Below are 24,973 nucleotides of genomic sequence, written 5' to 3'. Positions count from 1 at the left end.
GCGCGAGCCGTGCGATGAGTCATTCCGCGATCGAGCGGCTCTCCCCGGCGTTCCCGCAGCGGGCACCCTGGGGGACGTCTGCGAAGCTCCGGGCCTGGCAGGCCGAGGCGCTGCAGCACTACCTGGACGCCGCACCCACCGACTTCCTCGCCGTCGCCACCCCGGGTGCCGGCAAGACCACCTTCGCGCTGCGGGTGGCGTCCGAACTGCTGCACGATCGCACGGTCAAGAAGATCATCGTGGTCGCCCCCACCGAGCACCTCAAGGTGCAGTGGGCGGACGCCGCCGCGAAGGTCGGCATCCAGCTCGATCCAGGCCTCGCCGGCCGCCGCAAGGGCCGGTCCAGGCAATTCGACGGGGTCGCGGTGACCTATGCCGGGGTTGCTGCGGGCATGCTCAGCTACGAGGCGATGGTGGCCCGCGACGACACCCTGGTGATCCTCGACGAGGTGCACCACGCCGGCGACTCGCTGTCTTGGGGTGAGGCGGTCGCCGAGGCGTTCCGGCTTGCCAAGCGACGGTTGGCGCTGACCGGGACGCCGTTTCGCAGTGACGCCAACCAGATCCCGTTCGTCGCCTACGACGAGCAGCCCGGCGGTACCCGGATCTCCCATGCCGATTACACCTACGGCTACGCCGAAGCGCTGCGCGACCACGTCGTCCGGCCGGTGGTGTTCATGAACTACGGCGGCCCGATGCGCTGGCGCACCAAGTCCGGCGAGACGCTCGCCGCCAACCTGGGCGAATTGCTCACCAAGGACGTCAGCGCCCAGGCCTGGCGCACCGCGCTCGACCCGAAGGGCGAGTGGATCTCGGCGGTGCTGGCCGCAGCTGACCGGCGGCTCACCGAGGTGCGTCGGCACGTCGGCGATGCCGGCGGGCTGGTGATCGCCACCAACCAGACCCAGGCTCGCGCTTACGCCCAGGTGTTGGCGTCGTTGACCGGCGAGAAGCCGACCGTCGTGCTCTCCGACGACCCGGGCTCCAGCAAGCGGATCGAGGCCTTCGGAGAGAGTCATGACCGTTGGATGGTCGCGGTCCGGATGGTGTCCGAAGGGGTGGACGTGCCCCGACTGGCGGTCGGGGTGTACGCCACTGCGACCTCGACTCCGCTGTTCTTCGCCCAGGCCGTCGGACGTTTCGTCCGGGCTCGGCGCCGCGGCGAGCTGGCCACCGTTTTCCTGCCGACTGTGCCGATCATCCTGGCCCACGCGTCCACGCTGGAGCGGCAGCGCGACCACGTCCTCGGTGCTCCGGCGGCCAAGGAACTCTGGGAGGAAACCGACGCCGAACTCGCGGCGGCGAACCGTGCCGAGAAGGCCGCCGACGACCTGGAGGGCAGCTTCGAGGCGCTCACCTCCGAGGCGACCTTCGATCACGCGCTGTTCGAGTCCCAGCAATTCGGCATGCACGCCGTCCCGACCTCCGACGACGAGGCCGACTACCTGGGCCTGCCCGGACTGCTGGAGGCCGACCAGATCGGTCACCTGTTGCGCGAGCGGCAGCGTCGTCAGGTGAACCGGCACGACCGCGCTGACAAACGGGCCAAAGTGCCGACCGAGGTCTCCCTGCACCGCGCACTGGAGGCTCGGCGCAAGGAGCTCAACACCCTGGTCGCACAATATGCCCGCGCCACCGGACGGCCACACAGCCACGTCCACGCCGAGCTGCGCCGGCAATGCGGCGGACCGCCGCTGGCCAGAGCCACCACCGAGCAAGTCGACGAACGGATCGCGATGATCCGGCGCTGGCGCTGACCGCACGTCCGGGGACGGTTCTTTTCGTTCGATTCCCGGACGCCGGGGGACGGTTCTTTGATGTCAGCAGCTACCGAACTCGCGATTCAGTCGCTGCTGCAATTCGGAACCACCGGCCAGGCACCCGCCGAGCAATACTTCGACGGCCGTGGTTCGATCAGCGCGCACCGTGTAGCTCACGGGGACGCCCAGCGTCGCGATCCGGGGGAGATGGGAGCGGGCGGTGCCTTCCATCAGGTCGGGGGCGTCCGCCCAGACAGCCAGTTTCAGCGTTGGGCTCGCGGACGGATCGTAGATCGTCGACCATTGCCCCGTGCCCGCGAGCCCGCTGACGAGCTTGGTGACCTCGGCCGAGGGGTACTGCGGCCCCATCAGGTCGAGCCGCAGCTTGCGCCAGTGCACGATCCACTGCCGGTCGGCCAGGTCGGGCGCACGAGCGGCGAGCAGCTGCGCCAGCCCGGTCAGTTGGACGGCGTCACCGCTTCGCTCGGGTCGGTCGAGTTTGACGGTGATGCTGCCCAGCCCCCGGCCGGAGTCGATGGTGACCGCCCACTCGAGAGCCCCGGGCACGTCGCGGATCAAGCGGTACCAGCGGTCGACCTGGGCGGCCGGCGAGGCCGGATGCCGATCGGAGAGGAACACCCGAATCGAGTCGTCACCCAGATGCAGCGCGAATCGCGAGGTATGCCGCGAGAAATCGGCACCGGTGATGCCGGCGTGGTACCGGTCGGCGACGGCGCGCGTCTGCGCAGCGGTGGCGTCCGGGCTCATCCGGATGTCGACGTTGTAGGCGTAGCCGGCACTCTGGTTCCGGTAGTAGCGACCGTCGACCGACTCCACGGCCGACAGCGCACGCAGGGCCGACGTCAGCGTCTCGGCCTCAGCGGTGCGGTCTGGTACTCCGGCGCAGGACGCCAACAGCGAGCCGACCAGCGCCACCAGACCGGTGATTGCGGTGCCGGTGATGCCCTGTTTGCGCGTCCTGGTCATCAGACGATGATGCCCGCCGGGAGGTGCGCTCAGCCGGCGGTGAGCGGATCCCACATCGTCACACCGAACCCGGGTGCGGCCGCCAGAGCCAACCAGATCGCCTGCTGTTTGACCGGCTGGCCGCCGCGCAACTCGGGTCCGCCGGCCAACGCCGCGCCGATCGCCGCCGCCACGCATCCCGGCCAGTTGCAGTGCACCCGGTTGTTCGCCCCAGCCAGCCCGCTGATCACCGGAATGATCACCGCCAGTGCACTGATCGGCGACACCACGCCGACCGTCCCGAACGCCAGCGCCCGGTAGAAGCAGACCGGCCAATGACCCGGACAGCCCGGCCACGATCGACCAGCCCAGCCAGTCGCCCGTACCACCGCGGGGCACGAACGGCAGCAGAATCAGCAGCGCAACCAGCGAGCACGCCTGGGACACCGCAACGACGGTCACGGACGGCAGCCGCCGGCTCAGCATCCCGCCGGCGAAGTCGGCGATGTCTCAGGCAAGCGCTGACGACAGCGCGAGCAGCGGTCCGATCAGCGCCGGCTCACTTGGAGCCGTCGGAAGGCCGCTTGACGACACCCTCCGACATCGCCTGCTGGACGTCGTGCGGCAGCGCCTGACCGGTGGCCAGCCGCGCTTTCCGGACGCCGTAGGCGGCGTAGATCGCGAAGCCGATCGCCATCCAGATCAGGAACCGCAGCCAGGTCTCGATCGACAGGTTCAGGGTCAGGTAGAAGCAGATCAGTGCCGACACGATCGGCAGCACCGGCGAGAACGGCACCTTGAACGCCCGCGGCAGATCCGGCCGCTTCCGGCGCAGCACGACCACCGCGATCGAGACCAGGATGAACGCCGAAAGCGTGCCGATGTTCACCATCTCTTCCAGGACGCCGATCGGGGTCAGCCCGGCGGTCAGCGCGCAGACGGCGGTGACGATGATCGAGATCTTCCACGGCGTCCGGAACCTCGGGTGCACCTTCGCGATGCCGATCGGCAGCAGGTTGTCCCGGGACATCGCGAAGATGATCCGGGTGGCGCCGATCATCAGCGTCAGCACGACGGTGGTGAGTCCGGCCACTGCGCCGGCGGAGATCAGGGTCGCCATCCAGCTCTGGCCGTGATGGACGAAGGCGCTGGCCAGGGCGGCCTTTGGATCGATCTCGGTGTAGTTCACCATGCCCGTCACGACCGTCGCCACTGCGGCGTACAGGATCGTGCAGATGGTCAGTGAGGCGATGATGCCGACCGGCAGGTCCTTCTGCGGGTTCTTCGCCTCTTCGGCGGTGGTGGCCACCACGTCGAAACCGATGTAGGCGAAGAAGACCAGCGCGGCACCGGCGAATACGCCGCTCCAACCGAACGCGGTCGGTGCCGACCCGGTCAGCCACTGCAGCAGCGGCTGCGTCCAGGAGAAGCCGGCCGTGGCCGCGGAGGGTGCCGCGTCCGGAATGAACGGGGTGTAGTTGGCCGGATTGATGAACATCAGGCCGGCCAGGATGACGAACAGCACGATGAACAGCTTCACCGCGACCAGCACCAGATTGACCCGCATGGACTCCTTGATGCCCACGGTGATCAGCACCCCCAACCCGATGATCAGCAGCACGGCCGGCAGGTCGATGACGCCGCCGTAGCTGATCGCCGCCGGCAAGGGCACGCCCAGCTTCCCAAGCAGGACGCCGAGGTAGGCGCTCCAGCCCTGTGCAACCACGCTGGCACCGAGGAACATCTCCAGGATCAGGTCCCAGCCGATGATCCAGGCGAACACCTCGCCGAGAGAGGCGTAGCTGAAGGTGTAGGCCGACCCGGAGACCGGCACGGTCGAGGCGAACTCGGCGTAACACATCGCCGCCAGCGCGCAGCAGACCGCGGCCACCACGAAACTGATCACGATCGCCGGACCGGTCATCTGGTGCGCGACTCGTCCGGTCAGGGTGAAGATGCCGGCCCCGATCACGACCCCCACGCCGAACACCGTGAGGTCGAGTGCGGTCAGGGATTTCTTGAGTTGGTACTCGGGCTCGTCGGTGTCGGCGATCGACTGCTCGATCGACTTGGTGCGGAAGACGCTCATCGGTGAAGCCTCCTGGTGGGTTCTCGCAGGGGAGGCTCACAAGCTACTGCCAGATGACGGCTGGCGCGGGAATGTCGGTTCAGTACGACCGTCGTCCGAGATTTCGCGGTCCGGTGGAGTCAGGTCATTGTGGCGCGGAGTTCCGGCACACCCGGACCGCGGTTTTCAGGCGGGCGTCACCCGCCTACCCTGGCCGGGTGACGCAGTGGTTCACCGATGCTTTCAGGGCCGAGTTCGAGAAGCAGGCCGTCCAGATCGGACGGTTCAACCTGGCCGTCTTCGGCAAGACCGGGGTCGGCAAGTCGACCCTGATCAACGCGGTCTTCGGCCAGCCGGTCGCCGCGACCGGGATCGGCGACCCGGTCACCCTCGACAACCACCTGTACCTCGACACCCGCGGCACCCTCGGACTGATCGACACCCGCGGCCTGGAGATCGGACGCGACGACGGCGAACTGATCAAAGAGGTCACCAAGTATGTGAAGAAGATGCGCAGCAAGCCCATCGAGGAGCAGGTCCACGTCGCGTGGTACTGCATCCGCGGGATGGACCGCCGGTTCGAGGAGGTCGAGGCCACCTTCATCAAGACGCTGCATGAACTCGGCGTCCCGGTGCTGGTGGTCTTCACCCAGGTGCCGATGCGTGAGGGCCAGTACCACCCGGACGCCGTCGAACTGGCTCGGCAGATCGAGGTTAAGCAGTTGCCGATCGTCGGCGGCCGCCCGTTCATGACCTACGCGATGAGGGACCAGTTCACCGGTCAGCCGCCCTACGGCTTGATGGACGTCTTAGCGGCCACCTTTCACGTTGTTCCGGAAGCTGTCCACGGAGCGCTCGCAGCCGCCCAAACGATCGATCTGGAAGCGAAGGCCAAAGCCGCCCAGCGACACATCGGCGCGACGGTAGCGGCCGCCGGGGCGTCCGCTGCGATACCCATCCCGTTCTCGTCGGCGGCGCTGCTGGTGCCGTTGCAGCTCGGCATGATGAGCCGGATCGCGCACCTCTACAAGCTGCCGGTCGACAAGGCGGCGCTGCTGGCGGTGGCGTCCACCACGGTGGCCACCACGCTGGGTCGCACCGCGGCGGCGAACCTGCTGAAGTTCCTGCCCGGTGCCGGCAGTATCGCGGGCGGAGTGATCAACGCATCGGTGGCTTCGGGTTTCACGATGGCGATGGGGCAGGCCTGGCTGACGGTGTGCCAGAAGGCGCACGGCGGTCACCTGCCCAAACTGGACGGCGTGATCGACACCAACGCCGTCCGCGACCTGTTCGAGGCCGAGTTCCGCAAGCGGATGCCCACCATCCGCAAAAGCGAGGGTGAGTAGGACAGGTCGCGAGTCGGCGTAATGTTGACGGGTGCCGCTCAGCTTCTTCGATCTGTTCAGCATCGGCATCGGGCCGTCGTCGTCCCACACGGTCGGACCCATGCGTGCCGCCCTCGACGTCCTGACCGGGGTGTCGGACGCGGGGCTGCTCGACGAGGTTGCCGCCGTCAAAGTCGATCTGTACGGCTCGCTGGGCTCCACCGGACGCGGCCACCACAGTGACCGCGCCGTCCAACTGGGACTACTGGGGCTGCATCCCGAGACCGTCGATCCGGCCGCGGTCGAGGCCACGCTGCGCGCGGTACGCAGCGACTGCCGGATCAACCTCCTGGGCCGGCACACCATCGACTTCGACCCGGTCGAGGACATCGTGCTGCACCGCCGGCAGACCCTGCCCGAGCATCCCAACGGGATGCGCTTCCGGTGTCTCGGTGCCGGCGGCGAACTGGTCGCCGAGCGGGTGCTGTTCTCGATCGGCGGCGGCTTCGTGGTGGACGCCGACGAGCTGCGACAAGGCGCCCCGGACCAGTCGGTCGCCGAGCCGTACCCGTTCGGCACCGCCGCGGAACTGATCGCGACCTGTGAGTCCCAGGACCTCTCCATCGAACAGGTCCTGCTCGCCAACGAGACCGTCGACCGCAGCCCCGACGAGGTTCGGTCCGGCGTCCTGCGGATCTGGGCGGTGATGCAGGAGTGCGTCCGAAACGGCTTCGGCACGGGCGGCCGGCTGCCCGGCGGGCTCAACGTGCTGCGCCGGGCGCCGCTGCTGCATCAGCAGCTGCTGCACGGTAAACCGGACGCCCTGACCGGGATGGACTGGATCACCGCCTACGCGTTGGCCGTCAACGAAGAGAACGCAGCCGGCGGACGGGTGGTGACCGCCCCCACCAACGGCGCCGCCGGGGTGATCCCGGCCGTGCTGCATTACTACCGCAACCACATCCCCGGGGCCGATGACGACGGCGTGGTCCGCTTCCTGCTCACCGCCGCCGCGATCGGCGCGATCATCAAGACCACCGCGTCCATCTCGGGCGCCGAGGTGGGTTGCCAGGGCGAGGTCGGCTCGGCCTGCGCGATGGCTTCGGCCGGACTGGCCGCGGTGATGGGCGGCACCCCACGGCAGATCGAGAACGCCGCCGAGATCGGCATGGAGCACAACCTCGGACTCACCTGTGACCCGGTCGGCGGTCTCGTCCAGGTGCCCTGCATCGAGCGCAACGCGATCGCCGCGGTCAAGGCGGTCACCGCCGCCCGCACCGCGATGCACTTCGACGGCACTCACCTGGTCTCGCTGGACACCGTGATCAAGACCATGCGCGACACCGGTGCCGACATGATGAGCAAGTACAAGGAGACCTCCGAGGGCGGCCTCGCGGTGAACGTCATCGAGTGCTGAGACCGCTGATTCCGAAGCGCAGGATTTTCCCGATCTACGACATGCGGTAGTAGTCAGCTGCGACGATAGAGCCATGAGTCAGCGAACCATTGGTGTGACCGAGGTCGCGCTCCGGGACGCCCATCAGTCTCTGATGGCCACCCGGATGGCGATGGAGGACATGGTGGACGCCTGTGCCGACATCGACGCGGCCGGCTATTGGAGCGTCGAATGCTGGGGCGGGGCCACCTACGACGCGTGCATCCGATTCCTCAACGAGGACCCCTGGGTGCGGCTGCGGACCTTCCGCGAACTACTGCCGAACAGCCGGCTGCAGATGCTGCTGCGCGGCCAGAACCTGCTCGGCTACCGGCACTACGAGGACGACGTCGTCCGTCGATTCGTCGACAAATCGGCCGAGAACGGCATGGACGTCTTCCGGGTCTTCGACGCCCTCAACGACCCCCGCAACATGGAGGTCGCGATGAAGGCCGTGGCTGCGACCGGCAAGCACGCCCAGGGCACCATCTGCTACACCATCTCGCCGCTGCACACCGTCGAGGGCTACGTGCGGCTGGCCGGGCAACTGCTCGACATGGGCGCGCAGTCGCTGGCCCTCAAGGACATGGCCGCGCTGCTGCAACCGCAGCCCGCCTACGACATCATCCGCGGCATCAAGGACACCTACGGCGAGGACGTCCAGGTCAATGTGCATTGCCACGCCACCACCGGCGTCACCCTGGTCACCCTGATGAAGGCGATCGAGGCCGGCGCCGATGTGGTGGACACCGCGATCAGTTCGATGTCGCTCGGCCCGGGCCACAACCCGACCGAATCGCTGGTCGCGATGCTCGAGGGCACGCCGTACACCACGAACCTGGACCCGGGGCGGCTGATCCGGATCCGCGATCACTTCGCGACGATCCGGCCCAAGTACGCCGCGTTCGAGTCGGCCACCCTGGTCGACACCGACATCTTCTCCAGCCAGATCCCTGGCGGCATGCTCTCCAACATGGAGAGCCAGCTGAAGGCTCAGGGCGCCGGCGACAAGATCAAGGACGTGATGGCCGAGGTGCCGCGAGTCAAGGCCGACGCCGGCCACCCGCCGCTGGTCACCCCGTCCAGCCAGATCGTCGGCACCCAGGCGGTGTTCAACGTGCTGATGGGCAAATACCAGGTGATGACCGGCGAATTCGCCGACCTGATGCTCGGCTACTACGGCGAGTGCATCGGCGAGCGGAACCCCGAGGTGGTCGAGATCGCCCGCAAGCAGGCCAAGAAGGAGCCGATCACGGCGCGTCCGGCCGATCTGCTGGAGCCCGAATGGGACGAGCTGGTCGCCCAGGCCACCAAGCTGGACGGCTGCGACGGCACCGATGCCGACGTGCTCACCTACGCGATGTTCCCGGGCGTCGCTCCCGGCTTCTTCGAGACCCGCTCCGAGGGGCCGAAGAACGTCGGCAAGACCGCGGCCCAGCTGAAGGCCGAAGCCGAGGCCAAGGCCGACTCCGGCGCCGCGGTGACCGGACCGATCACCTACAAGGTCAGCATGGGCGGACGCGATCACCGCGTGACCGTCGAGAGGGCGTGACACCGAGATGGCAACGACAAAGACCACCGACATGAAGAAGCGGGTCGCCGACCTGCTCGAGAAGCGGACGACCACCCGGGCCGGCGGCGGCCAGAAACGGGTCGACAAACAGCACGCCTCCGGCAAGCTGACCGCCCGGGAGCGGATCGACGCGCTCATCGACGCCGACAGCTTCCAGGAGATCGGACTGTTCCGGCGCAACCGGACGGTGACCTTCGGCATGGACACCGCCGACCTGCCCGCCGACGGCGTGGTCACCGGTACCGGCGCGGTGCTGGGGCGTCCGGTGCACATCGCCAGCCAGGACTTCACCGTGGCCGGCGGCTCCGCCGGCGAGACCCATTCGATGAAAGTGGTCGAGATGATGGAGTCCGCGCTCAAGTGCGGCACCCCGTTCGTCTTCATCAACGACTCCGGCGGCGCCCGCGTCCAGGAGGGCATCGATTCGCTGTCCGGCTACGGCCAGGTGTTCCACGCCAACGTGCTGCTGTCCGGCGCCGTTCCGCAGATCTCGATCATCGCCGGCCCCTGTGCCGGTGGCGCGGCGTACAGCCCGGCGCTGACCGACTTCGTCATCCAGACCCGCAAGGCTCACATGTTCATCACCGGGCCGAACGTGATCGAACAGGTCACCGGTGAGAAGGTCACCTCCGACGGACTGGGCGGCGCCGACACCCACATGGCCGTCTCCGGCGTCAACCACTTCGTCGCCGACGACGACGAGCAGGCGATCCTGATCGCCAAGAAGCTGCTCAGCTTCCTGCCGCAGAACAACACCGAGGATCCGCCGCTGGTCGACCCGGACCCCTACGTCGAGTACGACCCGTCGCTGCACGGGATCGTCCCGGTCGAGGGCACCAAGGGCTACGACGTCCGTGAGGTGATCGGCAAGGTGATCGACCACGCCGACTTCCTCGAAGTGCAGGCCGGCTACGCCCAGAACCTGGTGGTCGGCTTCGGCCGGATCAACGGACGCAGCGTCGGCTTCGTCGCCAACCAGCCCAGCGTGATGGCCGGCGTCCTCGACATCAACGCCTCGGACAAGGGGTCGGCGTTCGTCCGGTTCTGCAACGCCTTCAACATTCCGATCGTCACCCTCGTGGACGTGCCCGGCTTCCTGCCCGGCGTCGCCCAGGAGCACGGCGGCATCATCAGGCACGGCGCCAAGATGCTCTACGCCTATGCCGCCGCCACCGTGCCCAAGGTGACCGTGGTGCTGCGAAAGGCCTACGGCGGCGCGTACATCGCGATGTCGGCCAAGGACCTGGGCGCCGACCAGGTGTTCGCCTGGCCGACCGCCGAGATCGCGGTGATGGGTGCCGAGGGTGCCGCGTCGGTGGTGTTCCGGCGCGAGATCGCCGCCGCCGACGACCCGGACGCCCGCCGCGCCGAGCTGGTCGAGGAGTACCGCAACACCTTCTCGACGCCGTTCGTCGCCGCCTCGCGGGGTCTGGTCGACGACGTCATCGACCCCGGCGACACCCGGCGCAAGGTGGCGATGGCGCTCGAACTGCTGATCGCCAAGCGGCAGCTGCGGCCGGCCAAGAAGCACGGACTCGGCCCGGTCTGAGGCAGGAGCGATGAGCAATCAGGATGCCGAACTGCTTGAACTGGTGCGGTCGCTGACCGACCGGGTCGAGTCCCTGGAGGTCGAGATCAAGCAGCTCCGGCTGCTGAACGCCGATGTCCCCGAAGAAACCATGGTGGCGATCGCCGCGGCGGTCGCCGCCTACCTGGGCCACCGCGCCAAGCGGCGGCAGGCCCGCTTCACCTCGTCCGAGATCTGGCGGAGCGGCACCCGCCGCCGCCAGCACTCCCACGATCCACTGCACTTGCGCTGAGGAATAACGATGAAACTCAAGGTCACTGTCAACGGCGTCGCCTACGACATCGAGGTCGACGTCGAGGAGCAGGAACGTCCCATTCTCGGCTCGGTCGTGATCGGCGGCGGCGCGAGCGCCGCGCCGACCACGGCGTCGGTCAAGGCCGCCTCCGCCAACGCGGTGGTCGCCCCACTGTCCGGTGCGGTCGCCCGGATCCTGGTCGCCGAGGGCGACGAGATCACCGAGGGGCAGGTGCTGCTGGTGCTCGAAGCCATGAAGATGGAAACCGAGATCACCGCCCCGCACGCCGGCACGGTCGCCGCCGTCCTGGTCGGGCAGCGGGACGCGGTGCAGGGCGGTCAGGCGCTGATCGAGCTAGCCTGAGGACTCATCGAGTTCAGGAGGCTGACGTGCCCAAGCCCCGATGGGGATGGTTCGCCGTCGCCATGCTGGCGTTCATGACCGGGATCTGGCTGGTCAACGCCGGATTCGCGAGGTTTGACGGCGGGAGCGGGCCGCCCGGTGGTCTCTGGGTGGGCCTGCTCGGTCTGATCGCGGTCTGGTCCTTCGGCAAGGCCTTCTTCAACTTCCGCATCCCGCCCCGCGACCAGGGTTGACGTTGGTCGAGCTTGTCGAGACCTCAGGAGGCAGTGCGTGCCCGGTCTCCCAGGTCGACGGGCTCAACCGCCGCTGGTCGAGCTTGTCGAGACCCTCGTCCGCCGTCGATGACGGACGGCGACCAGCGCGACCGCGATCGCGGGGAGCAGGAACGCCGGGGCATAGGCCCACCACAGCGGACGAGGTGCGGAAGACGCCGTGGCCGGTGCCGTGGGCACGCTGCGAGCCCAGGCGACGAACGCGTCCCCGACCGGCATCACCCCGAAGGCGAAGCGTCGTTCGCCCGACCACTCCAGGGGCAGGCCCAGGTACTCGGCCTCATGGTCGAGGTCGGCGGCCAATTCGGCTGCGCCGTTGCGTCGGGCGGCGGCCAGGGTGACCGCGGACGCCGAGGCCGAGACCCCGAACAGCAGCGGTCCGGAGTCCTCGTCGCCCGTGCCCTGGCTGCCGCGGGGGTATTCGCGGACGCCGACCAGTCCCGCCTCGCGCACCACGAACGCTGCCACGAACCGGCGCCACTGATCGGGAGCTCCGGTGGCGTCCAGGTCGGGCCAGAAGGTCTGGATGATCGCCTGCGAGCTGCCCCGGGGCTGCTCGCGATCGTCGCCGTCGGCGGAGATCCGGTGCGGCAGCAGCCCGGTGGCGGGGTCTCGCAGGCCGTCCAGCTTTGCTCGCCAGGCAGCCACTCCGGCCGGATCGGCCGGTGCTCCGGCCTGACTCTGAGCACGGACGACGGCGGCCATCGCCACCACCGCATCGCACGGCCAGTAACCGCCCGGGTAGGAGGCCGGAACCCCCGTCGGTGCCGCGGCCAGCGCACCCTGGACGGCGGACGCCTCGGCCAGCAGGGTGTCCGACCCGTCGCCGGTGAGCCGGACCCGTTCGGTCAGCAGCAGCAGCCGCCAGCCGCGGTAGAAGGTGCCGCCATCGAGTTCCGCAATCGTGCCGAACCGTTCCTTGACCGTGGACGTCCCGGTGTCCCGCAGCGCGGAATCGACGGTCGCCGCGTCGTCCAGCGATGCCGCGGCCAGGCCGGTGAGCAGCTGGGTGAAGAACTCGCCCTCGGGGAACAGCTCCTGCATCCGCGCCGCAGCGCCGGCGTCCCGTTGGCCGTTCAGCCAGCGGACCTGGGCCGCGACCCGATCCGGCCCGCTGCCGGGCTGCAGGAAGGCGTGCGCCAGCTGCGCGGACGCGGCCAGGCTGACGGCGACGACTATGACCGCGAGTGCCTGAAGCAGCTTCACCCGGCGACCCGGAAGACCTTGTGGTTCGCGGCTTGAGCGCGCGGCCGGATCACCATCCGGTCGATGTTCACATGCGCCGGCCTGGTCGCCATCCAGCAGATCGCGTCCGCGATGTCCTCGGCCACCAACGGGTCCGGGACGCCCGCGTACACCGCGTCCGCCTTGGCCTGATCGCCGCCGAACCGGGTCAGTGAGAACTCCGGGGTGCGCACCATGCCGGGGGAGATCTCGCACACCCGCACCGGCCGGTCGAACAGCTCCAGTCGCAACGAGCCGGCGAGGGCCCGTTCAGCGGACTTCACCCCGCAGTAGCCGGCGCCACCCTCGTAGGCGGCGTCCGCCGCGGTCGAGGTGACGAAGACCACAGTGCCGGCCGCGGCGTCCAGGGCGGGCAACAGGCTGCGGGTCACCCGGGCGGCACCCAGCACATTGACGTCGTACATCTGCTTCCAGCCGTCGATCTCGGCGTCCGCGACCGGGTTCTGGCCCAGCGCGCCGCCGGCGTTGTTGACGAGCAGATCCAGTCGGCCGCCGACCACCTCGGCGAGCCGGCCCACGTCCGCCTCGCTGGTCACGTCACAACGGACCGCGACGCCGCCGATCTCGGCCGCGAGGGCCTCGATCCGGTCGGTGCGCCGGGCCGCGCAGAAGACCGTGAAGCCGGCTGCCGCCAAGCTGCGGGCGGCGGCCTCGCCGATGCCGCTGCTCGCACCGGTGACCACTGCCGCTCTGTCCGCCATGCGTCGATTCTGCCAGCCGGACGCGGGGTGGCTACGGTGTCCGGATGGCGCGGGTGGCGATGATCGGACTGGGTCGGATGGGGTCCGGGATGGCCGGACGCCTGCTGGCGGCCGGCCACGACCTGACGGTCGCGAACCGGACGCCGGAACGTGCGGCAGCGCTGCTGGCCAGCGGCGCCCGGGTGGCGGCCACCCCGGCCGACGCCGCCCGGGACGCCGACGCCGTCCTGGTGATGGTCAGCGACGACGAGGCGTCCAGGAGTATCTGGCTGGGGGAGACCGGCGTCCTGGCCGGGACGCCGAGGCCCGGAGCGCTCGCGATCGAGTGCTCGACACTGTCCCACGGCTGGGTGCTGGAACTGTCCGCCGCCGTGGGGGCCGCCGGGCTGCGCTACCTCGACGCCCCGGTCACCGGCTTGCCGGACGCCGCCGCCGCGGGCAGCCTGACGCTGCTGGTCGGCGCCCAACCCGAAGACCTGGACGCCGCGAGCCCGGTCCTGGAGCCGCTGGCCGTGCGCATCCTGCACTTCGGCCCGGTCGGTGCCGGCACCGCCTACAAGCTGATCGTGAATCTGATGGGGGCCGTCCAGATCGCCGGGGTGGCCGAGGGGCTGGCGCTCGCCGAACGGGCCGGCCTCGATCCCGCGCTGTTCGTGGACGCGCTGGCGACTGGGCAGGCGGCGAGCCCCCAGGTTGTCCGCAACGCCCGCCGGATGCTGGCCGGCGACCACGACCGGGTGACGTTCTCCGCTGAATTGCGGCACAAGGACACCGCGTACGCGCTGCGGTTCGCGCAGGAACTGTCGGTTGCCGCGCCGCTCGGCGGGGTGGCGCTCGGCGCTCTGGAACGACTGCTGGCCGACGGCCGGGGCCGCCTCAACGAGAGCGCCGTGATCGACCTCGCACGCGAGGTTCCGCCGTCGTGACCGGGCCGTCCCAGCCGCCGGATCGATTCTCGCCGTCCCCCTGACCAGCCAGGGTTCGCACCGCTAGGCTCCCCCCATGAGTGCGAACCTGATCCTGCTCCGCCACGGCGAGAGCGAATGGAATGCCCTGAACCAGTTCACCGGTTGGGTCGACGTCGACATCAACGAGAAGGGCATCGGCGAGGCCAAGCGCGGCGGCAAGCTGCTGAAGAGCACCGGACTGCTGCCCGACGTGCTGCACACCTCGCTGCAGCTGCGGGCGATCCACACCGCCGAGCTGGCGCTGCACAACTGTGACCGCACCTGGATTCCGGTCCGGCGCAGCTGGCGGCTCAACGAGCGCCACTACGGCGACCTGCAGGGCAAGAACAAGGCCGAGACGCTGGCCCAGTACGGCGAAGAGCAGTTCATGCTTTGGCGCCGCTCCTACGACACCCCGCCGCCGCCGATCGCCGACGACAACCCGAACACCCAGTTCGACGATCCCCGGTACGCCTTCCTGCCCCCCGAGGCCCGGCCGAAGACCGAGTGCCTCAAGGACGTCGTGGTCCGGATGCTGCCGTACTGGTACGACTCGATCGTGCCCGACCTGCGCGCCGGCAAGACCGTGCTGATCACCGCCCACGGCAACTCGCTGCGGGCCCTGGCGAAGCACTTGGACAACATCTCCGACGAGGCGATCGCCGGGCTGAACATCCCCACCGGTATCCCGCTGCACTACGAGCTGGACGACGACCTGCGCCCAGTCACCGCCGGTGGCACCTACCTCGACCCGGACGCCGCCAAGGCAGCCATCGAAGCGGTCAAGAACCAGGGCAAAAAGTAGTAGGGGAGCCGCTTCCTCGTGGTGCGTTGAGCCTGAGCGGACGCGGCGAGGGAGCGAGTCGGCTTGCGACGGTCGCTTCGTCCGCTGGCGCGTGCGATGCCTTGTAGTGTCTCTGCACCGACTCGCTCCCTCGCCGCTCACCTATGTTCGTGGCCGCACCACGAGAAAGTGGCTTGGGTCCGGATCGGATGCTTGGTTTGCGCCTGGCTGAGTAGGTAGTGCACGGGTGGGATCACCGGTGGTCGAGTCGGACGAGACCCGAGTTGTTGATTAGATCATTTAGGTGCTTCAGGGGTGTATCAACCAGGTGGCTTGTTGATACGATCAACAGGCATACGACTCGATGTATCAACTAGGAGACCCGGTGCCCCGCGGACGACCATCGAGAGCGACCGTCTATCTGCGCCTCGAGAACGGGATCGCCGAACTCAACGACAGACTCGGTGGGCTTCCGTCCCCCAAGGAGGCGGAGTTCATCTGGTCCGACATCTGGCACCTCGAAGCCCATCACTCGACCGCGTTGGAGGGCAACACCCTCGTCCTTCGTGAGGTCGAGGCACTGCTGGAGCAGGGGCGTGCTGTCGGCGCGAAGCCACTCAAGGAGTATCTGGAGGTTCAGGGCTACGGATCGGCCGCCCACTGGGTCTATCGCCAGGCGCTCGAACCTGGAGACTGGCGTGGCGGCGGCGAACTCCTCACTGTCTTCGAGGTCCGGCAGGTGCATGCCAGGGCGATGGCGCCCGTGTGGGAGGTCGCTCCGCACCCCGAGGCCACCGATCGAGAGGCCCCCGGCATGTTCCGGGAGCACGACATCCACCCGTTCGATGACGGCATGAAGCCGCCAGCCTGGCCGCTGGTTCCCGCGATGGTGACCGGCTGGGTGGAATCCGTGAACGGCATCGCGGAACGGCTTCGTTCCCGCACCGGCAACACACCGTGGCCCGAACAATTGGCCGCTTTGCACCAGGGCTTCGAGCAGGTTCACCCGTTCATCGACGGCAACGGCCGCACCGGCCGGCTCCTGCTCAACCTGGTCCTCGTGCGCCTCGGATATCCACCGGTGATCATCCTGAAGCGGGAACGACCGCGATACCTGAACGCCCTGCAACGCGCCGACACCGGTGACTACGGGCCCCTTGGGGAACTACTCGCCCGCGCGATGTACGACAATCTCAACCGATTCGTCGTGCCCAACATCGCCGGACCGGCCCGCCTTGTGCCGCTGGCGGCCCTGGTCGACAAAGAGTTCAGCCTCGCTGCGCTCCGGCAGGCGGCGCAACGTGGTCGCCTCGACGCCGTCCACGGCACGGACGGAGTATGGCGTAGCACCCGGAAGGCTGTGCAGGAATACAAGAGGAACAAGGGCAAGCGCGGATAGCTGATTCCGACCCGCTCAACCAGCCCCAGGCAAGTCCCCTCAAGTGAGCTACGCGGCACCGACACCCACTCGAAGGCGAGCACCGGACCGGCGCCGGAGCGCACCCGGACGGCTCGCTCGCCGGGGTCAACCAACACAGTGGAGCGGTGGGTAAGGGACCCTGTGCAGCGACACTACAAAGCATCGGACGCGCCAGCGGACGAAGCGACCGTCGCAAGCAGGGTCCCTTACCCACCCGCGACCCAACGCGGACACTCAGCCCGAGCGAGCCAGAGCAAAGAGAGGGCTCAGGCGTAGGTCCAGTTCTCGCCCTCGGGATGGTTCCCGGTGACGACGTAGATCACCCGTCCCGCCATGATCACCGCGTGATCCGCGATGCGTTCGTAGTAGCGGCCCAGCAGGGCGACGTCGACCGCCGCCTCCACCGTGTACGGCCATTCGGTGCCGAGCAGGATCCGGAACTGGCTCTTGCGCAGCTCGTCCATCTCCTCGTCCGAATCGGCCAGCTTCGCCGCGTCGTGGGCGTTGCGGTGGTTGAGCGCGCGTCCGGCAGTGGCGACCATGTCCTCGGCGACCCTGGCCATCAACTCGAAGTTGGGCACCAGGCCCTCGGGGACGGCTTTCGTCGGGTAGCGCAGCCGGGCGATCTTGGCGACGTGACAGGCCAGGTCGCCCATCCGGGCCAGGTCGGCCACCATCCGCATCGCGGCCACGATGGTGCGCAGTTCACCGGCGACCGGCGCCTGCCTGGCCAGCAGCACGAAGCACCGGGCCTCCAGGTCGTCGTGCTGGGCGTCCAGCATGACGTCGTCGCTGATCACCTGCTCGGCAATCGTGAGATCGGCTTCCAGCAGGGCCTTGGTGCTCAGCCGCACGGCCGTCCGCACCCGGTCGGTCATCCCCACCAGGTCGTTGACCAAGCCGTCCAGATCCTCGCGGTAGCTCTCGCGCATCTCTCCTCTTCCCAACCCTCGCCCCGGCCGTCGGGGCCTGGCCGGCTCCACCCTATGCCGGGTGGACGCCGCCAGCCGTGGGTCCGGCGACGCCCGGGTGAACAGTCGGTGAACTCTGCCGAGGGCGCTCGACGGCTCTCCGACGCGATCCGCGAGCGTGCGCTTATGATCGGCAATTGTGAGCCCCCTCGTCGCCTGCGCACTGGGAATCGGCGTGGGCGTCGTCGTCACCTTGCTCGGCCTCGTCATTCGGCGCACTCGGCAGCAGGCAGCGATCCCCGCCCCGCCTCCGCTGGTCTCCTCGGCACTGCGCACCACCATCGAGCACCTGCGGGGTGCGGCGGCGGTGATCGGGCCGCACGACGAGGTCCTGGCCGAGTCGCTGAGCGCCGCGTCTGCCGGGGTGGTGCGCGGCAGCCGGCTGGCACCCGAGGTGCTCGACCTGGTGCGTGAGGCCCGGCAGGAAACCCAACCCGGCGTGCTCAACGTCGATCTGCCGAACGGACTCGGCCTGCCGAACCGGCGGCTCGCCGTCCGGGTGTCGCCGCTGGGCGACGGGCTGGTGCTGCTGGTCGCCGACGACCGCTCTGAGGCGCTGCGGATCGACGAGACGCGGCGGGATTTCGTGGCCAACGTGACGCACGAGCTGAAGACGCCGATCGGGGCCATCTCGCTGCTGGCCGAGGCGATCGCGGACGCGGCCGACGATCCGGACGCCGTGCGTCACTTCGCCGGCCGGATGTTCACCGAGACGGCCAGGCTCAACGAGCTCATCTCACAGATCATCGCGCTGTCCCGCCTGCAGTCGAGCGACCCGCTGCTGGCCGCCGTCCCGATCGAGTTGGACGAGGTGGTCGAGGCTGTCCTCGACCAGTTCCGCGAGCAGGCCGGCAGCGCGCGGATCACCCTCACCCACCAGCGTTGCGACAATGCTGTCGTGCGCGGCGACCGGGATCAGATCGAGGCGGCGCTGCGCAACCTGGTGCAGAATGCGATCGCCTACTCCGAGGCGGGTGCCCGAGTGGTGATCGGTACCCGCGACGTCCATGACGGCGCCGGCGACTGGGCCGAAGTGAGCGTCTCCGACAACGGGATCGGTATCTCCGAGGCAGACCAGACCCGGGTCTTCGAACGGTTCTTCCGGGTCGACTACGGCCGCAGCCGGGCGCATGGCGGCACCGGTTTGGGCCTGTCGATCGTGAAGCACATCGCCGCAGCCCACGGCGGCACGGTGAGCCTCTGGAGCCGCCTCGGTCAGGGGTCGACCTTCACCCTGCGGCTGCCGGCCCTCCACCCAGAAATCCACTCCGAAGGGAGCGCCGCATGACCAGGGTGCTGTTGATCGAAGACGAGGACGCCTATCGCGAGACCCTCGGCTACCTGCTCCGCAAGGAGGGCTTCGACGTGGTCGAGGCCGCTGACGGCTCCATCGGGTTGGCCGAGTTCGACCGCGGCGGGGCCGACATCGTGCTGCTCGACCTGATGATGCCCGGGCTGCCCGGCACCGAGGTGTGCCGGCGACTGCGCAGCCGTAGCTCGGTGCCGGTGATCATGGTCACCGCCCGCGACGACGAGATCGACAAGGTGGTCGGCCTCGAGCTGGGTGCGGACGACTATGTCACCAAGCCGTTCAGCCATCGCGAGCTGGTGGCCCGGATCCGGGCGGTGCTGCGCCGCGGCCAAGAGATCGAGCTCGATCCCGACGTGCTCGAGGTCGCCGGTGTCCGGATGGATGTCGAGCGCCACGAGGTGTGGGTGCGGGGGGTGCCCGCCAAGCTGGCGCTCAAGGAGTTCGAGCTGCTGGAGATCCTGCTGCGCAACGCCGGCCGGGTGATGACCCGCGGCCAGTTGATCGACCGGATCTGGGGCGCCGACTACGTGGGCGACACCAAGACCCTGGACGTCCACGTCAAGCGACTGCGGGCGAAGATCGAGACCGACCCGGCCGAGCCGGCGTTGCTGGTCACGGTGCGTGGGCTGGGCTACAAACTCGAGGCGTAGGCCGTACTCGGGGCAGGCCTGGCGAACGCGTCGAACCGGTGCCGTGCCGGTGTCGCCCAGGGGCCCTCAGCCGACCGTGATGTGCTGGAATTCCGGCTCGGTGGACGACAGCACCGGGGCCAGCATCGTGACCGGGCCCGCTTTGGCGAAGGTGAGGGTCACCTCGGCCAGTAGCCCGGGCTTCAGGTCGGGCGAGGTGACCGCCAGCCGCACCGGTGCGTCGGTGAGCACCACCAGACGATTGCTGGTCAGGGTCAACGGCAGGCCGGCCGAGGCGACGACCAGCGGGCTGCCGGCCGTACCGTCGGACTTCTGCGGAGTGCCGGCGACTGCGGTCATGGTGTCGTCGCCGTAGGTGATGACCGAGGCGCTCACCACGCCCTTGCCGCTGGCATCGGCCACCACCAGCAGATTGCGCACCATCACCGGTCCGGTCGTGGAGTTGACGCCCTCGGCGGGGGTGTACGGCTGCAGCGTCTGCGCGTTCATGCCGCACCCGGTCAACGCCAGCGCGAGTGGTACGCACAGGCTGACGCAGAGTCGCCGGAGAGAGCTGGCCATCTGAACTCCTTGTGGTCGGCGGTTTGGGGGTCAGCCTAACGAATTGCGCCGAGGTTTGGGGGTGCCCGGACGGGTCTTCCCATCGGACGCGCCGCCGGCGCAGATCCCACACGTACCCAATCGTTCACAGGTCGTTTTCGCCGGGTGCCGAAGGGAGCCGTTGACAAAAGAAGGTAAAACGATACGATGACAAGCAAATCAACGTAGATGCGAGGGCATAGTCACATGTACGCAGAAGAGCGACAGCGCACCATCGTCAATCTCGCGTTGCGATATGACCGGGTCGCCGTCACTGAACTGGCTCGCCGCTTCGAGGTCACCACCGAAACCGTTCGCCGCGACCTGGACGCGCTCGACCGCCGGGGCGTCCTGCGCCGGGTGCACGGTGGCGCCGTCCCCGCCGAGAACGTCCGGTTGATCGAGACCGCTGTTGCCGATCGGGAGCCCGCCTTCTCGGCCCAGAAGGGCCGGATCGCCCAGGCCGCCCTGCGGTTCCTGCCCACCGGCGGCGGCTCGGCCGTGCTGATCGATTCGGGCACCACCACTGCGCGGTTCGCGGCCGCGATGGGCGGCAGCCGCGAGCACACCGTGGTCACCAACTCGGTGCCGATCTCGTCACATCTGGCACAGCTGCAAAGCGGCGCGGTTCATCTGCTCGGCGGACGCGTCCGAGGGCTCACCCAGGCCACCGTCGGAGGCGAAACCGTGGAGGCGCTCGGCCGGCTGTCCTGTGACGTGGTCTTCCTCGGAACCAACGGCCTGACTCTTGCGCACGGTCTCTCCACGCCGGACAGCGACGAGGCCGCGGTGAAGCGGGCGATGGTCCGTGCGGCGCGTCGCCGGGTAGTCCTGGCCGATTCGTCCAAGGTGGGTGCGACCCTGTTGGTCAGTTTTGCCGCGATCAATGATGTCGAAGTGCTGGTAACGGACTCGGGATTGCAGGAAGCTGATCGGCAACAGCTAGTCAACGCAGGATTGGAGGTCGTCGTCGCATGATCATCACCCTCACCGCGAACCCGAGCCTTGATCGGACCGCGAGCCTGGACGCGCCGTTGGCGCGCGGGCAGGTGCAACGAGTGAGTGGCGTTACCGTAGAGCCAGGTGGAAAAGGGGTCAACGTCGCCCGTGCCATCCACTACGCGGGCCAGGCGGTCCGGGCCGTACTCCCGGCGCCGGACCAGGACCCGATCCTGGCGGCCCTGAATCAGCTTGGGGTGGAGTACCGCACGGTCGGCGTCGACGAGGGAGTGCGGATGAACCTCACCTTGACCGAACCCGACGGCACCACCACGAAACTCAACGAGCCGGGGCCGCGGCTGACCGACGTGCAGATCGAGGCGCTGGCGGCCCTCGTGGTCAGCGAGGCCGAAGGTGCCGAATGGGTGGTGCTGTCAGGGTCGCTGCCACCCGGAGTGCCGGCCGACTTCTACGCCACCCTCGTCCGGCGGTTGCGGCCGCTCGGCGTCAAGGTCGCCGTCGACACCTCCGACGATCCGCTGCAGGCTCTGGTCGACAACTTCCCCGACGCCGCCCCCGACCTGCTCAAGCCGAACTCGGACGAGCTCGCACAACTCACCGGAGCGGACGCCGAAGAACTCGAGTCGGCCGCGAAGGCGGGCGACCCGAGCGCGGCGGTGGCTGCCTCGCGCAGCCTGGTCGAGCGCGGCGTGACCGCCGTGATGGGCACCCTTGGCGCCTCCGGCGCGGTGCTGGTGACCGCCGACGGCGCCTGGCACGCCAGCCCGCCCCCCATCGTCCCGCGCAGCACCGTCGGCGCGGGCGACTCATCGGTGGCCGGCTATGTGCTGGCCGACTGCGGGGGAGAAGCCGCCCCCGGACGACTTCGAACCGCTGTGGCGTACGGCTCCGCCGCGGCATCCATGGCCGGAAGCGCTCTGCCCAGGCCCGAGCACCTCAATACCGCCGACGTCGTCATCACCGATCTCGGCTGAACGTTCCGAACCTCGAAAGGACACCTCAATGTCGCAGGACCTGATCACTGCTGATCTGGTTGTGCTCGACGTCGATCTTGGCCCGACCAAGCACGACGTGATCCACAATCTGGCCGAGTTGGTGGCCAAGGCGGGCCGAGCGGACGCGGCCGGCCTGGAAGCCGACGCCTTGGCCCGCGAGGCGAAGGCCGCCACCGGTCTGGGCGGCGGGATCGCGATCCCGCATTGCCGCTCCGCCGCCGTCAGCACCAACTCCCTGGCCTTTGCCCGGCTCGCCCCGCCGATCGACTTCGGGGCCTTCGACGGCCCCGCCGACATCGCCTTCATGATCGCCGCCGCCGAGGGCTCCGACGACGCGCACCTCGAGCTGCTGGCTTTGCTGGCCCGCAACCTGGTGCGCTCGGAGTTCACCGACGGCCTGCGCAACGCGGAGACCGCCGAGGACGTGGTCGCGCTGGTCAACGCCGCCATCCATCCTGAGGAAGAGGCGGCTCCGGCGGCCCCGGCCGCGGCGGCGAGCACCGCAGCGGCGCCGGTCGCGGCGTCCGGTGCGGCCGAGAAGGTCGTGCTGGTGGCGGTCACCGCCTGCCCGACCGGCATCGCGCACACCTTCATGTCCGCCGACGCCCTCGAGCAGGCCGCCAAGGCTGCCGGGGTGGAACTGCACGTCGAGCCGCAGGGCTCGGGCAAGGTCACCCCGCTCGACCCGGCGGTCATCGCCGGCGCGTCGGCGGCGATCTTCGCCACCGATGTCGGCGTCCGGGACAAGGACCGATTCGCCGGGCTGCCGGTGATCGAGTCCGGTGTGAAGCGGGCCATCAACGAGCCGGCCAAGATGATCGAGGAGGCCATCGCGGCCGCCAAGGATCCCAATGCGCGCAAGGTCAGCGGCGACGCCTCGTCCGCCGCGGCCAGCGCAGGCGGTAGCCAGCTGAGCGTCGGCAAGCGCATCCAGCAGGCGCTGATGACCGGCGTCTCGTACATGATCCCGTTCGTCGCCGCAGGTGGTCTGCTGATCGCTCTCGGCTTCGCGATGGCCGGCTTCGACGTGGCACTGGCGCCCGGGGTCAACGGCGCCCGCAAGTGTGCCGAGTTGCTGTTCGCCGACCCGGCCGCCTGCGCGGCCGCGCAGGAGGCCGGCGCGAAGGGCGCGTCCATCGGCAGCCTGATCCAGGCTGCGGGCTGGAATGCCGGTTTCGTCAACTACATCGGTGCGCTGTTCTTCGCCATCGGCGGCGCCGCCTTCGGCTTCCTGCTGCCCGCCCTGTCCGGCTACATCTCCTTCGGCCTCGCCGGCCGTCCCGGCATCGCGCCGGGCTTCGTCGGCGGTGTCATCGCCGGCTCGCTGGGTGCCGGCTTCCTCGGCGCGCTGGTCACCGGTCTGCTGGCCGGCGTGATCGCGCTGTGGATGTCGAACTGGAACGTGCCGCGCTGGCTGGCCGGCCTGATGCCGGTGGTGGTCATCCCGCTGCTGGTGACAGCGGCGGTCGGTTTGATCATGTACCTGTTCCTGGGCACGCCGCTGGCCAACGTCACCAAGGCGATGACCAACGGGCTGGACGGCATGGCCGCCAGCGGAGCGGGCGCGGCGCTCGGCCTGCTGCTCGGCCTGATGATGTGCTTCGACCTGGGTGGTCCGGTGAACAAGGCGGCGTACCTGTTCGCCACCGCCGGCCTGGCGGCCCAGACCACATCGTCGTTCCAGATCATGGCGGCCGTGATGTGTGCCGGCATGGTGCCGCCGCTGGCGCTGGCGCTGGCCACCACCGTCCGCAAGGCCCTGTTCACCGAGGTCGAACTCGAGAACGGACGCGCTGCCTGGCTGCTGGGTGCGGCCTTCATCTCCGAGGGCGCCATCCCGTTCGCCGCGGCCGATCCGCTGCGGGTGATCCCGTCGATGATGGCCGGCGGCGCCGTCACCGGTGCGCTGTCGATGGCGCTCGCGGTGGGCTCGCGGGCACCGCACGGCGGCCTGCTGGTCGTCCCGCTGATGATCAACGCGTTCGGCTTCCTGATCGCCCTGATCGCGGGGGTCGTGGTCGCGGCGCTCGCGGTGATCGCGATGAAGCAGTTCTGGAAGGCGAAGCCGGTCGCGGTCGCCTGAGCCGAGTGCATCCGAGCCCGCCGACGTGCTGTCGGCGGGCTCGGTGCCGTTTACCCGGCGGAAATCGCATTTGGTGTTGTCAGAGCCGTTTTGACGACTGGAGTTCGCAGGTTTCAGTCCTGCGGCTGCACAGGGTCAATGCCCTTGTCAACCCCCTAAAGTGCCTCTGGCTAGGACGAACGTTTCGAATAGTGGACGATTCTGTGCTACCCTGGAGGTCTGGGAAAGGGGTCTACTAGTGACTTTTGAAGTCGGTGAGACGGTGGTCTACCCCAATCATGGGGCAGCCGTCATCGAAGACATTGAAACCCGGACGATCAAAGGCGAGGACAAGCTCTACCTCGTGCTGCGCATCGTCGGCCAGAACGATCTGGTGGTTCGGGTCCCGGCACAGAACCTCGACGAGATCGGCGTCCGCAATGTTGTGGACGCGGCGGGTCTCGAGCGGGTGTTCTCCGTTCTGCGGGCGCCGCACACCGAAGAGCCAACCAACTGGTCGCGTCGATACAAGGCGAACCTCGAGAAGCTGCATTCCGGCAACGTGATGAAGGTGGCCGAGGTCGTCCGCGACCTGTGGCGGCGCGAGCGCGAGCGCGGGCTGTCGGCCGGCGAGAAGCGAATGCTCGCCAAGGCCCGGCAGATCCTGGTCTCCGAGCTGGCACTTGCCGAGAAGGTCGAAGAGGATCGCGCCGAGGTGCTGCTCGACGAGGTTCTGGCTTCCTGATCGAGTACCGAACCCAA

At 68.8% G+C, this 24,973-nt stretch carries 24 protein-coding genes; 17 read left to right on the top strand and 7 right to left on the bottom strand.

Translation table 11 applies throughout. The annotated features are described in order from the left end of the window. Positions 1 to 14: 14 nt before the first annotated feature. Complete coding sequence (locus tag QM711_RS06815) at positions 15 to 1,757, top strand: DEAD/DEAH box helicase (RefSeq protein WP_415097599.1); 1,743 nt, start codon at positions 15 to 17, stop codon at positions 1,755 to 1,757. 63 nt (positions 1,758 to 1,820) lie between these two features. On the opposite strand, the gene QM711_RS06810 is transcribed toward QM711_RS06815, so the two are convergent. From QM711_RS06810 to QM711_RS06800, 3 genes are all read right to left on the bottom strand, one after another. Then, entirely contained in the window at positions 1,821 to 2,747 is a 927-nt protein-coding gene (locus tag QM711_RS06810) for a hypothetical protein (protein ID WP_415097597.1), read from the bottom strand. 29 nt (positions 2,748 to 2,776) lie between these two features. Next, entirely contained in the window at positions 2,777 to 3,115 is a 339-nt protein-coding gene (locus QM711_RS06805) for a hypothetical protein (RefSeq protein WP_415097595.1), read from the bottom strand. 170 nt (positions 3,116 to 3,285) lie between these two features. Next, positions 3,286 to 4,815, bottom strand: coding sequence for an amino acid permease (locus QM711_RS06800; RefSeq protein WP_415097593.1), 1,530 nt, complete (start codon positions 4,813 to 4,815; stop codon positions 3,286 to 3,288). A gap of 197 nt (positions 4,816 to 5,012) precedes the next feature. Between QM711_RS06800 and QM711_RS06795 the strand changes: the two genes are divergently transcribed. From QM711_RS06795 to QM711_RS06765, 7 genes are all read left to right on the top strand, one after another. Continuing rightward, a complete protein-coding gene (locus QM711_RS06795) occupies positions 5,013 to 6,140 on the top strand; it encodes a GTPase family protein (protein ID WP_415097591.1) in 1,128 nt (375 codons plus the stop codon). Between the two features lie 31 nt (positions 6,141 to 6,171). Then, the gene (locus tag QM711_RS06790) at positions 6,172 to 7,536 is read left to right on the top strand and encodes an L-serine ammonia-lyase (RefSeq protein ID WP_415097589.1); all 1,365 of its coding nucleotides are present in this window, start codon (positions 6,172 to 6,174) and stop codon (positions 7,534 to 7,536) included. 73 nt (positions 7,537 to 7,609) lie between these two features. Continuing rightward, positions 7,610 to 9,106, top strand: a complete 1,497-nt coding sequence (locus QM711_RS06785) for a methylmalonyl-CoA carboxytransferase subunit 5S (protein ID WP_415097587.1) — start codon at positions 7,610 to 7,612, stop codon at positions 9,104 to 9,106. Positions 9,107 to 9,137: 31 nt separating this feature from the next. After that, the gene (locus QM711_RS06780; RefSeq protein ID WP_415098625.1) at positions 9,138 to 10,676 is read left to right on the top strand and encodes an acyl-CoA carboxylase subunit beta; all 1,539 of its coding nucleotides are present in this window, start codon (positions 9,138 to 9,140) and stop codon (positions 10,674 to 10,676) included. A 10-nt stretch (positions 10,677 to 10,686) separates the two neighbouring features. Beyond that, positions 10,687 to 10,947: a hypothetical protein gene (locus tag QM711_RS06775; RefSeq protein ID WP_415097585.1), complete on the top strand. Its 261-nt coding sequence runs from the start codon at positions 10,687 to 10,689 to the stop codon at positions 10,945 to 10,947. Between the two features lie 9 nt (positions 10,948 to 10,956). Then, positions 10,957 to 11,313: a biotin/lipoyl-containing protein gene (locus QM711_RS06770; protein ID WP_415097583.1), complete on the top strand. Its 357-nt coding sequence runs from the start codon at positions 10,957 to 10,959 to the stop codon at positions 11,311 to 11,313. Between the two features lie 26 nt (positions 11,314 to 11,339). Then, positions 11,340 to 11,546 carry a hypothetical protein gene (locus tag QM711_RS06765; protein WP_415097581.1) on the top strand — a complete coding sequence of 69 codons (207 nt, stop codon included), beginning with the start codon at positions 11,340 to 11,342 and terminating at the stop codon, positions 11,544 to 11,546. A 63-nt stretch (positions 11,547 to 11,609) separates the two neighbouring features. Here QM711_RS06765 and QM711_RS06760 read toward each other — a convergent pair whose 3' ends face one another. Together QM711_RS06760 and QM711_RS06755 are read right to left on the bottom strand one after the other, a co-directional pair. Next, on the bottom strand, positions 11,610 to 12,791 hold the full coding sequence (locus QM711_RS06760; RefSeq protein WP_415097579.1) for a hypothetical protein: 1,182 nt from the start codon (positions 12,789 to 12,791) through the stop codon (positions 11,610 to 11,612). Further along, positions 12,788 to 13,531, bottom strand: coding sequence for an SDR family NAD(P)-dependent oxidoreductase (locus tag QM711_RS06755; protein WP_415097577.1), 744 nt, complete (start codon positions 13,529 to 13,531; stop codon positions 12,788 to 12,790). The genes QM711_RS06760 and QM711_RS06755 overlap by 4 nt, the downstream gene beginning before the upstream one ends. Before the next feature lie 44 nt (positions 13,532 to 13,575). Here QM711_RS06755 and QM711_RS06750 point away from each other — a divergent pair, with 44 nt between their 5' ends. The 3 genes from QM711_RS06750 to QM711_RS06740 all read left to right on the top strand — a co-directional run bounded on the left by QM711_RS06750 (position 13,576) and on the right by QM711_RS06740 (position 16,661). Then, a complete protein-coding gene (locus QM711_RS06750) occupies positions 13,576 to 14,457 on the top strand; it encodes an NAD(P)-dependent oxidoreductase (protein WP_415097575.1) in 882 nt (293 codons plus the stop codon). A 76-nt stretch (positions 14,458 to 14,533) separates the two neighbouring features. Continuing rightward, complete coding sequence (locus QM711_RS06745; protein ID WP_415097573.1) at positions 14,534 to 15,283, top strand: phosphoglyceromutase; 750 nt, start codon at positions 14,534 to 14,536, stop codon at positions 15,281 to 15,283. Positions 15,284 to 15,803: 520 nt separating this feature from the next. Beyond that, positions 15,804 to 16,661, top strand: coding sequence for a Fic family protein (locus tag QM711_RS06740; RefSeq protein ID WP_415097571.1), 858 nt, complete (start codon positions 15,804 to 15,806; stop codon positions 16,659 to 16,661). 287 nt (positions 16,662 to 16,948) lie between these two features. On the opposite strand, the gene phoU is transcribed toward QM711_RS06740, so the two are convergent. Next, positions 16,949 to 17,614, bottom strand: a complete 666-nt coding sequence (phoU, locus tag QM711_RS06735) for a phosphate signaling complex protein PhoU (RefSeq protein WP_415097569.1) — start codon at positions 17,612 to 17,614, stop codon at positions 16,949 to 16,951. 178 nt (positions 17,615 to 17,792) lie between these two features. On the opposite strand from phoU, the gene QM711_RS06730 reads away from it, so the two are divergent. Both QM711_RS06730 and QM711_RS06725 read left to right on the top strand, forming a co-directional pair. After that, positions 17,793 to 18,941 carry a sensor histidine kinase gene (locus QM711_RS06730; RefSeq protein ID WP_415097567.1) on the top strand — a complete coding sequence of 383 codons (1,149 nt, stop codon included), beginning with the start codon at positions 17,793 to 17,795 and terminating at the stop codon, positions 18,939 to 18,941. Then, a complete protein-coding gene (locus QM711_RS06725) occupies positions 18,938 to 19,615 on the top strand; it encodes a response regulator (protein WP_415097565.1) in 678 nt (225 codons plus the stop codon). Before QM711_RS06730 ends, QM711_RS06725 begins: the two co-directional genes overlap by 4 nt. Before the next feature lie 66 nt (positions 19,616 to 19,681). Here the strand turns inward: QM711_RS06725 and QM711_RS06720 are convergent, their stop codons facing one another. Beyond that, on the bottom strand, positions 19,682 to 20,176 hold the full coding sequence (locus QM711_RS06720) for a hypothetical protein (RefSeq protein WP_415097563.1): 495 nt from the start codon (positions 20,174 to 20,176) through the stop codon (positions 19,682 to 19,684). A 225-nt stretch (positions 20,177 to 20,401) separates the two neighbouring features. Between QM711_RS06720 and QM711_RS06715 the strand changes: the two genes are divergently transcribed. The 4 genes from QM711_RS06715 to QM711_RS06700 all read left to right on the top strand — a co-directional run bounded on the left by QM711_RS06715 (position 20,402) and on the right by QM711_RS06700 (position 24,956). Continuing rightward, positions 20,402 to 21,172, top strand: coding sequence for a DeoR/GlpR family DNA-binding transcription regulator (locus QM711_RS06715; protein ID WP_415097561.1), 771 nt, complete (start codon positions 20,402 to 20,404; stop codon positions 21,170 to 21,172). Beyond that, positions 21,169 to 22,128 (top strand): 1-phosphofructokinase family hexose kinase, encoded by a 960-nt coding sequence (locus tag QM711_RS06710; RefSeq protein WP_415097559.1) that lies wholly within the window; start codon positions 21,169 to 21,171, stop codon positions 22,126 to 22,128. The genes QM711_RS06715 and QM711_RS06710 overlap by 4 nt, the downstream gene beginning before the upstream one ends. A gap of 28 nt (positions 22,129 to 22,156) precedes the next feature. Next, positions 22,157 to 24,232, top strand: coding sequence for a fructose-specific PTS transporter subunit EIIC (locus QM711_RS06705; protein ID WP_415097557.1), 2,076 nt, complete (start codon positions 22,157 to 22,159; stop codon positions 24,230 to 24,232). 238 nt (positions 24,233 to 24,470) lie between these two features. After that, positions 24,471 to 24,956, top strand: coding sequence for a CarD family transcriptional regulator (locus QM711_RS06700; protein WP_415097555.1), 486 nt, complete (start codon positions 24,471 to 24,473; stop codon positions 24,954 to 24,956). The last annotated feature ends 17 nt before the right edge of the window (positions 24,957 to 24,973 follow it).

Source organism: Micropruina sp. (genome assembly GCF_047602385.1).
GTDB lineage: Bacteria > Actinomycetota > Actinomycetes > Propionibacteriales > Propionibacteriaceae > Micropruina.
Note: the sequence above shows the minus strand (reverse complement) of the source record. Positions and strands in the feature narration are given on the sequence as shown.

Excerpts from the sequence above, each read along its gene's own strand:
- QM711_RS06720 (WP_415097563.1), bottom strand. The coding sequence starts at position 20,176 with ATGGCCAGCTCTCTCCGGCGACTCTGCGTCAGCCTGTGCGTACCACTC.
- QM711_RS06715 (WP_415097561.1), top strand. The coding sequence starts at position 20,402 with ATGTACGCAGAAGAGCGACAGCGCACCATCGTCAATCTCGCGTTGCGA.
- QM711_RS06745 (WP_415097573.1), top strand. The coding sequence starts at position 14,534 with ATGAGTGCGAACCTGATCCTGCTCCGCCACGGCGAGAGCGAATGGAAT.
- QM711_RS06705 (WP_415097557.1), top strand. The coding sequence starts at position 22,157 with ATGTCGCAGGACCTGATCACTGCTGATCTGGTTGTGCTCGACGTCGAT.
- QM711_RS06785 (WP_415097587.1), top strand. The coding sequence starts at position 7,610 with ATGAGTCAGCGAACCATTGGTGTGACCGAGGTCGCGCTCCGGGACGCC.
- QM711_RS06710 (WP_415097559.1), top strand. The coding sequence starts at position 21,169 with ATGATCATCACCCTCACCGCGAACCCGAGCCTTGATCGGACCGCGAGC.
- QM711_RS06770 (WP_415097583.1), top strand. The coding sequence starts at position 10,957 with ATGAAACTCAAGGTCACTGTCAACGGCGTCGCCTACGACATCGAGGTC.
- QM711_RS06775 (WP_415097585.1), top strand. The coding sequence starts at position 10,687 with ATGAGCAATCAGGATGCCGAACTGCTTGAACTGGTGCGGTCGCTGACC.
- QM711_RS06755 (WP_415097577.1), bottom strand. The coding sequence starts at position 13,531 with ATGGCGGACAGAGCGGCAGTGGTCACCGGTGCGAGCAGCGGCATCGGC.
- phoU (WP_415097569.1), bottom strand. The coding sequence starts at position 17,614 with ATGCGCGAGAGCTACCGCGAGGATCTGGACGGCTTGGTCAACGACCTG.
- QM711_RS06815 (WP_415097599.1), top strand. The coding sequence starts at position 15 with ATGAGTCATTCCGCGATCGAGCGGCTCTCCCCGGCGTTCCCGCAGCGG.
- QM711_RS06725 (WP_415097565.1), top strand. The coding sequence starts at position 18,938 with ATGACCAGGGTGCTGTTGATCGAAGACGAGGACGCCTATCGCGAGACC.
- QM711_RS06800 (WP_415097593.1), bottom strand. The coding sequence starts at position 4,815 with ATGAGCGTCTTCCGCACCAAGTCGATCGAGCAGTCGATCGCCGACACC.
- QM711_RS06810 (WP_415097597.1), bottom strand. The coding sequence starts at position 2,747 with ATGACCAGGACGCGCAAACAGGGCATCACCGGCACCGCAATCACCGGT.
- QM711_RS06780 (WP_415098625.1), top strand. The coding sequence starts at position 9,138 with ATGAAGAAGCGGGTCGCCGACCTGCTCGAGAAGCGGACGACCACCCGG.
- QM711_RS06750 (WP_415097575.1), top strand. The coding sequence starts at position 13,576 with ATGGCGCGGGTGGCGATGATCGGACTGGGTCGGATGGGGTCCGGGATG.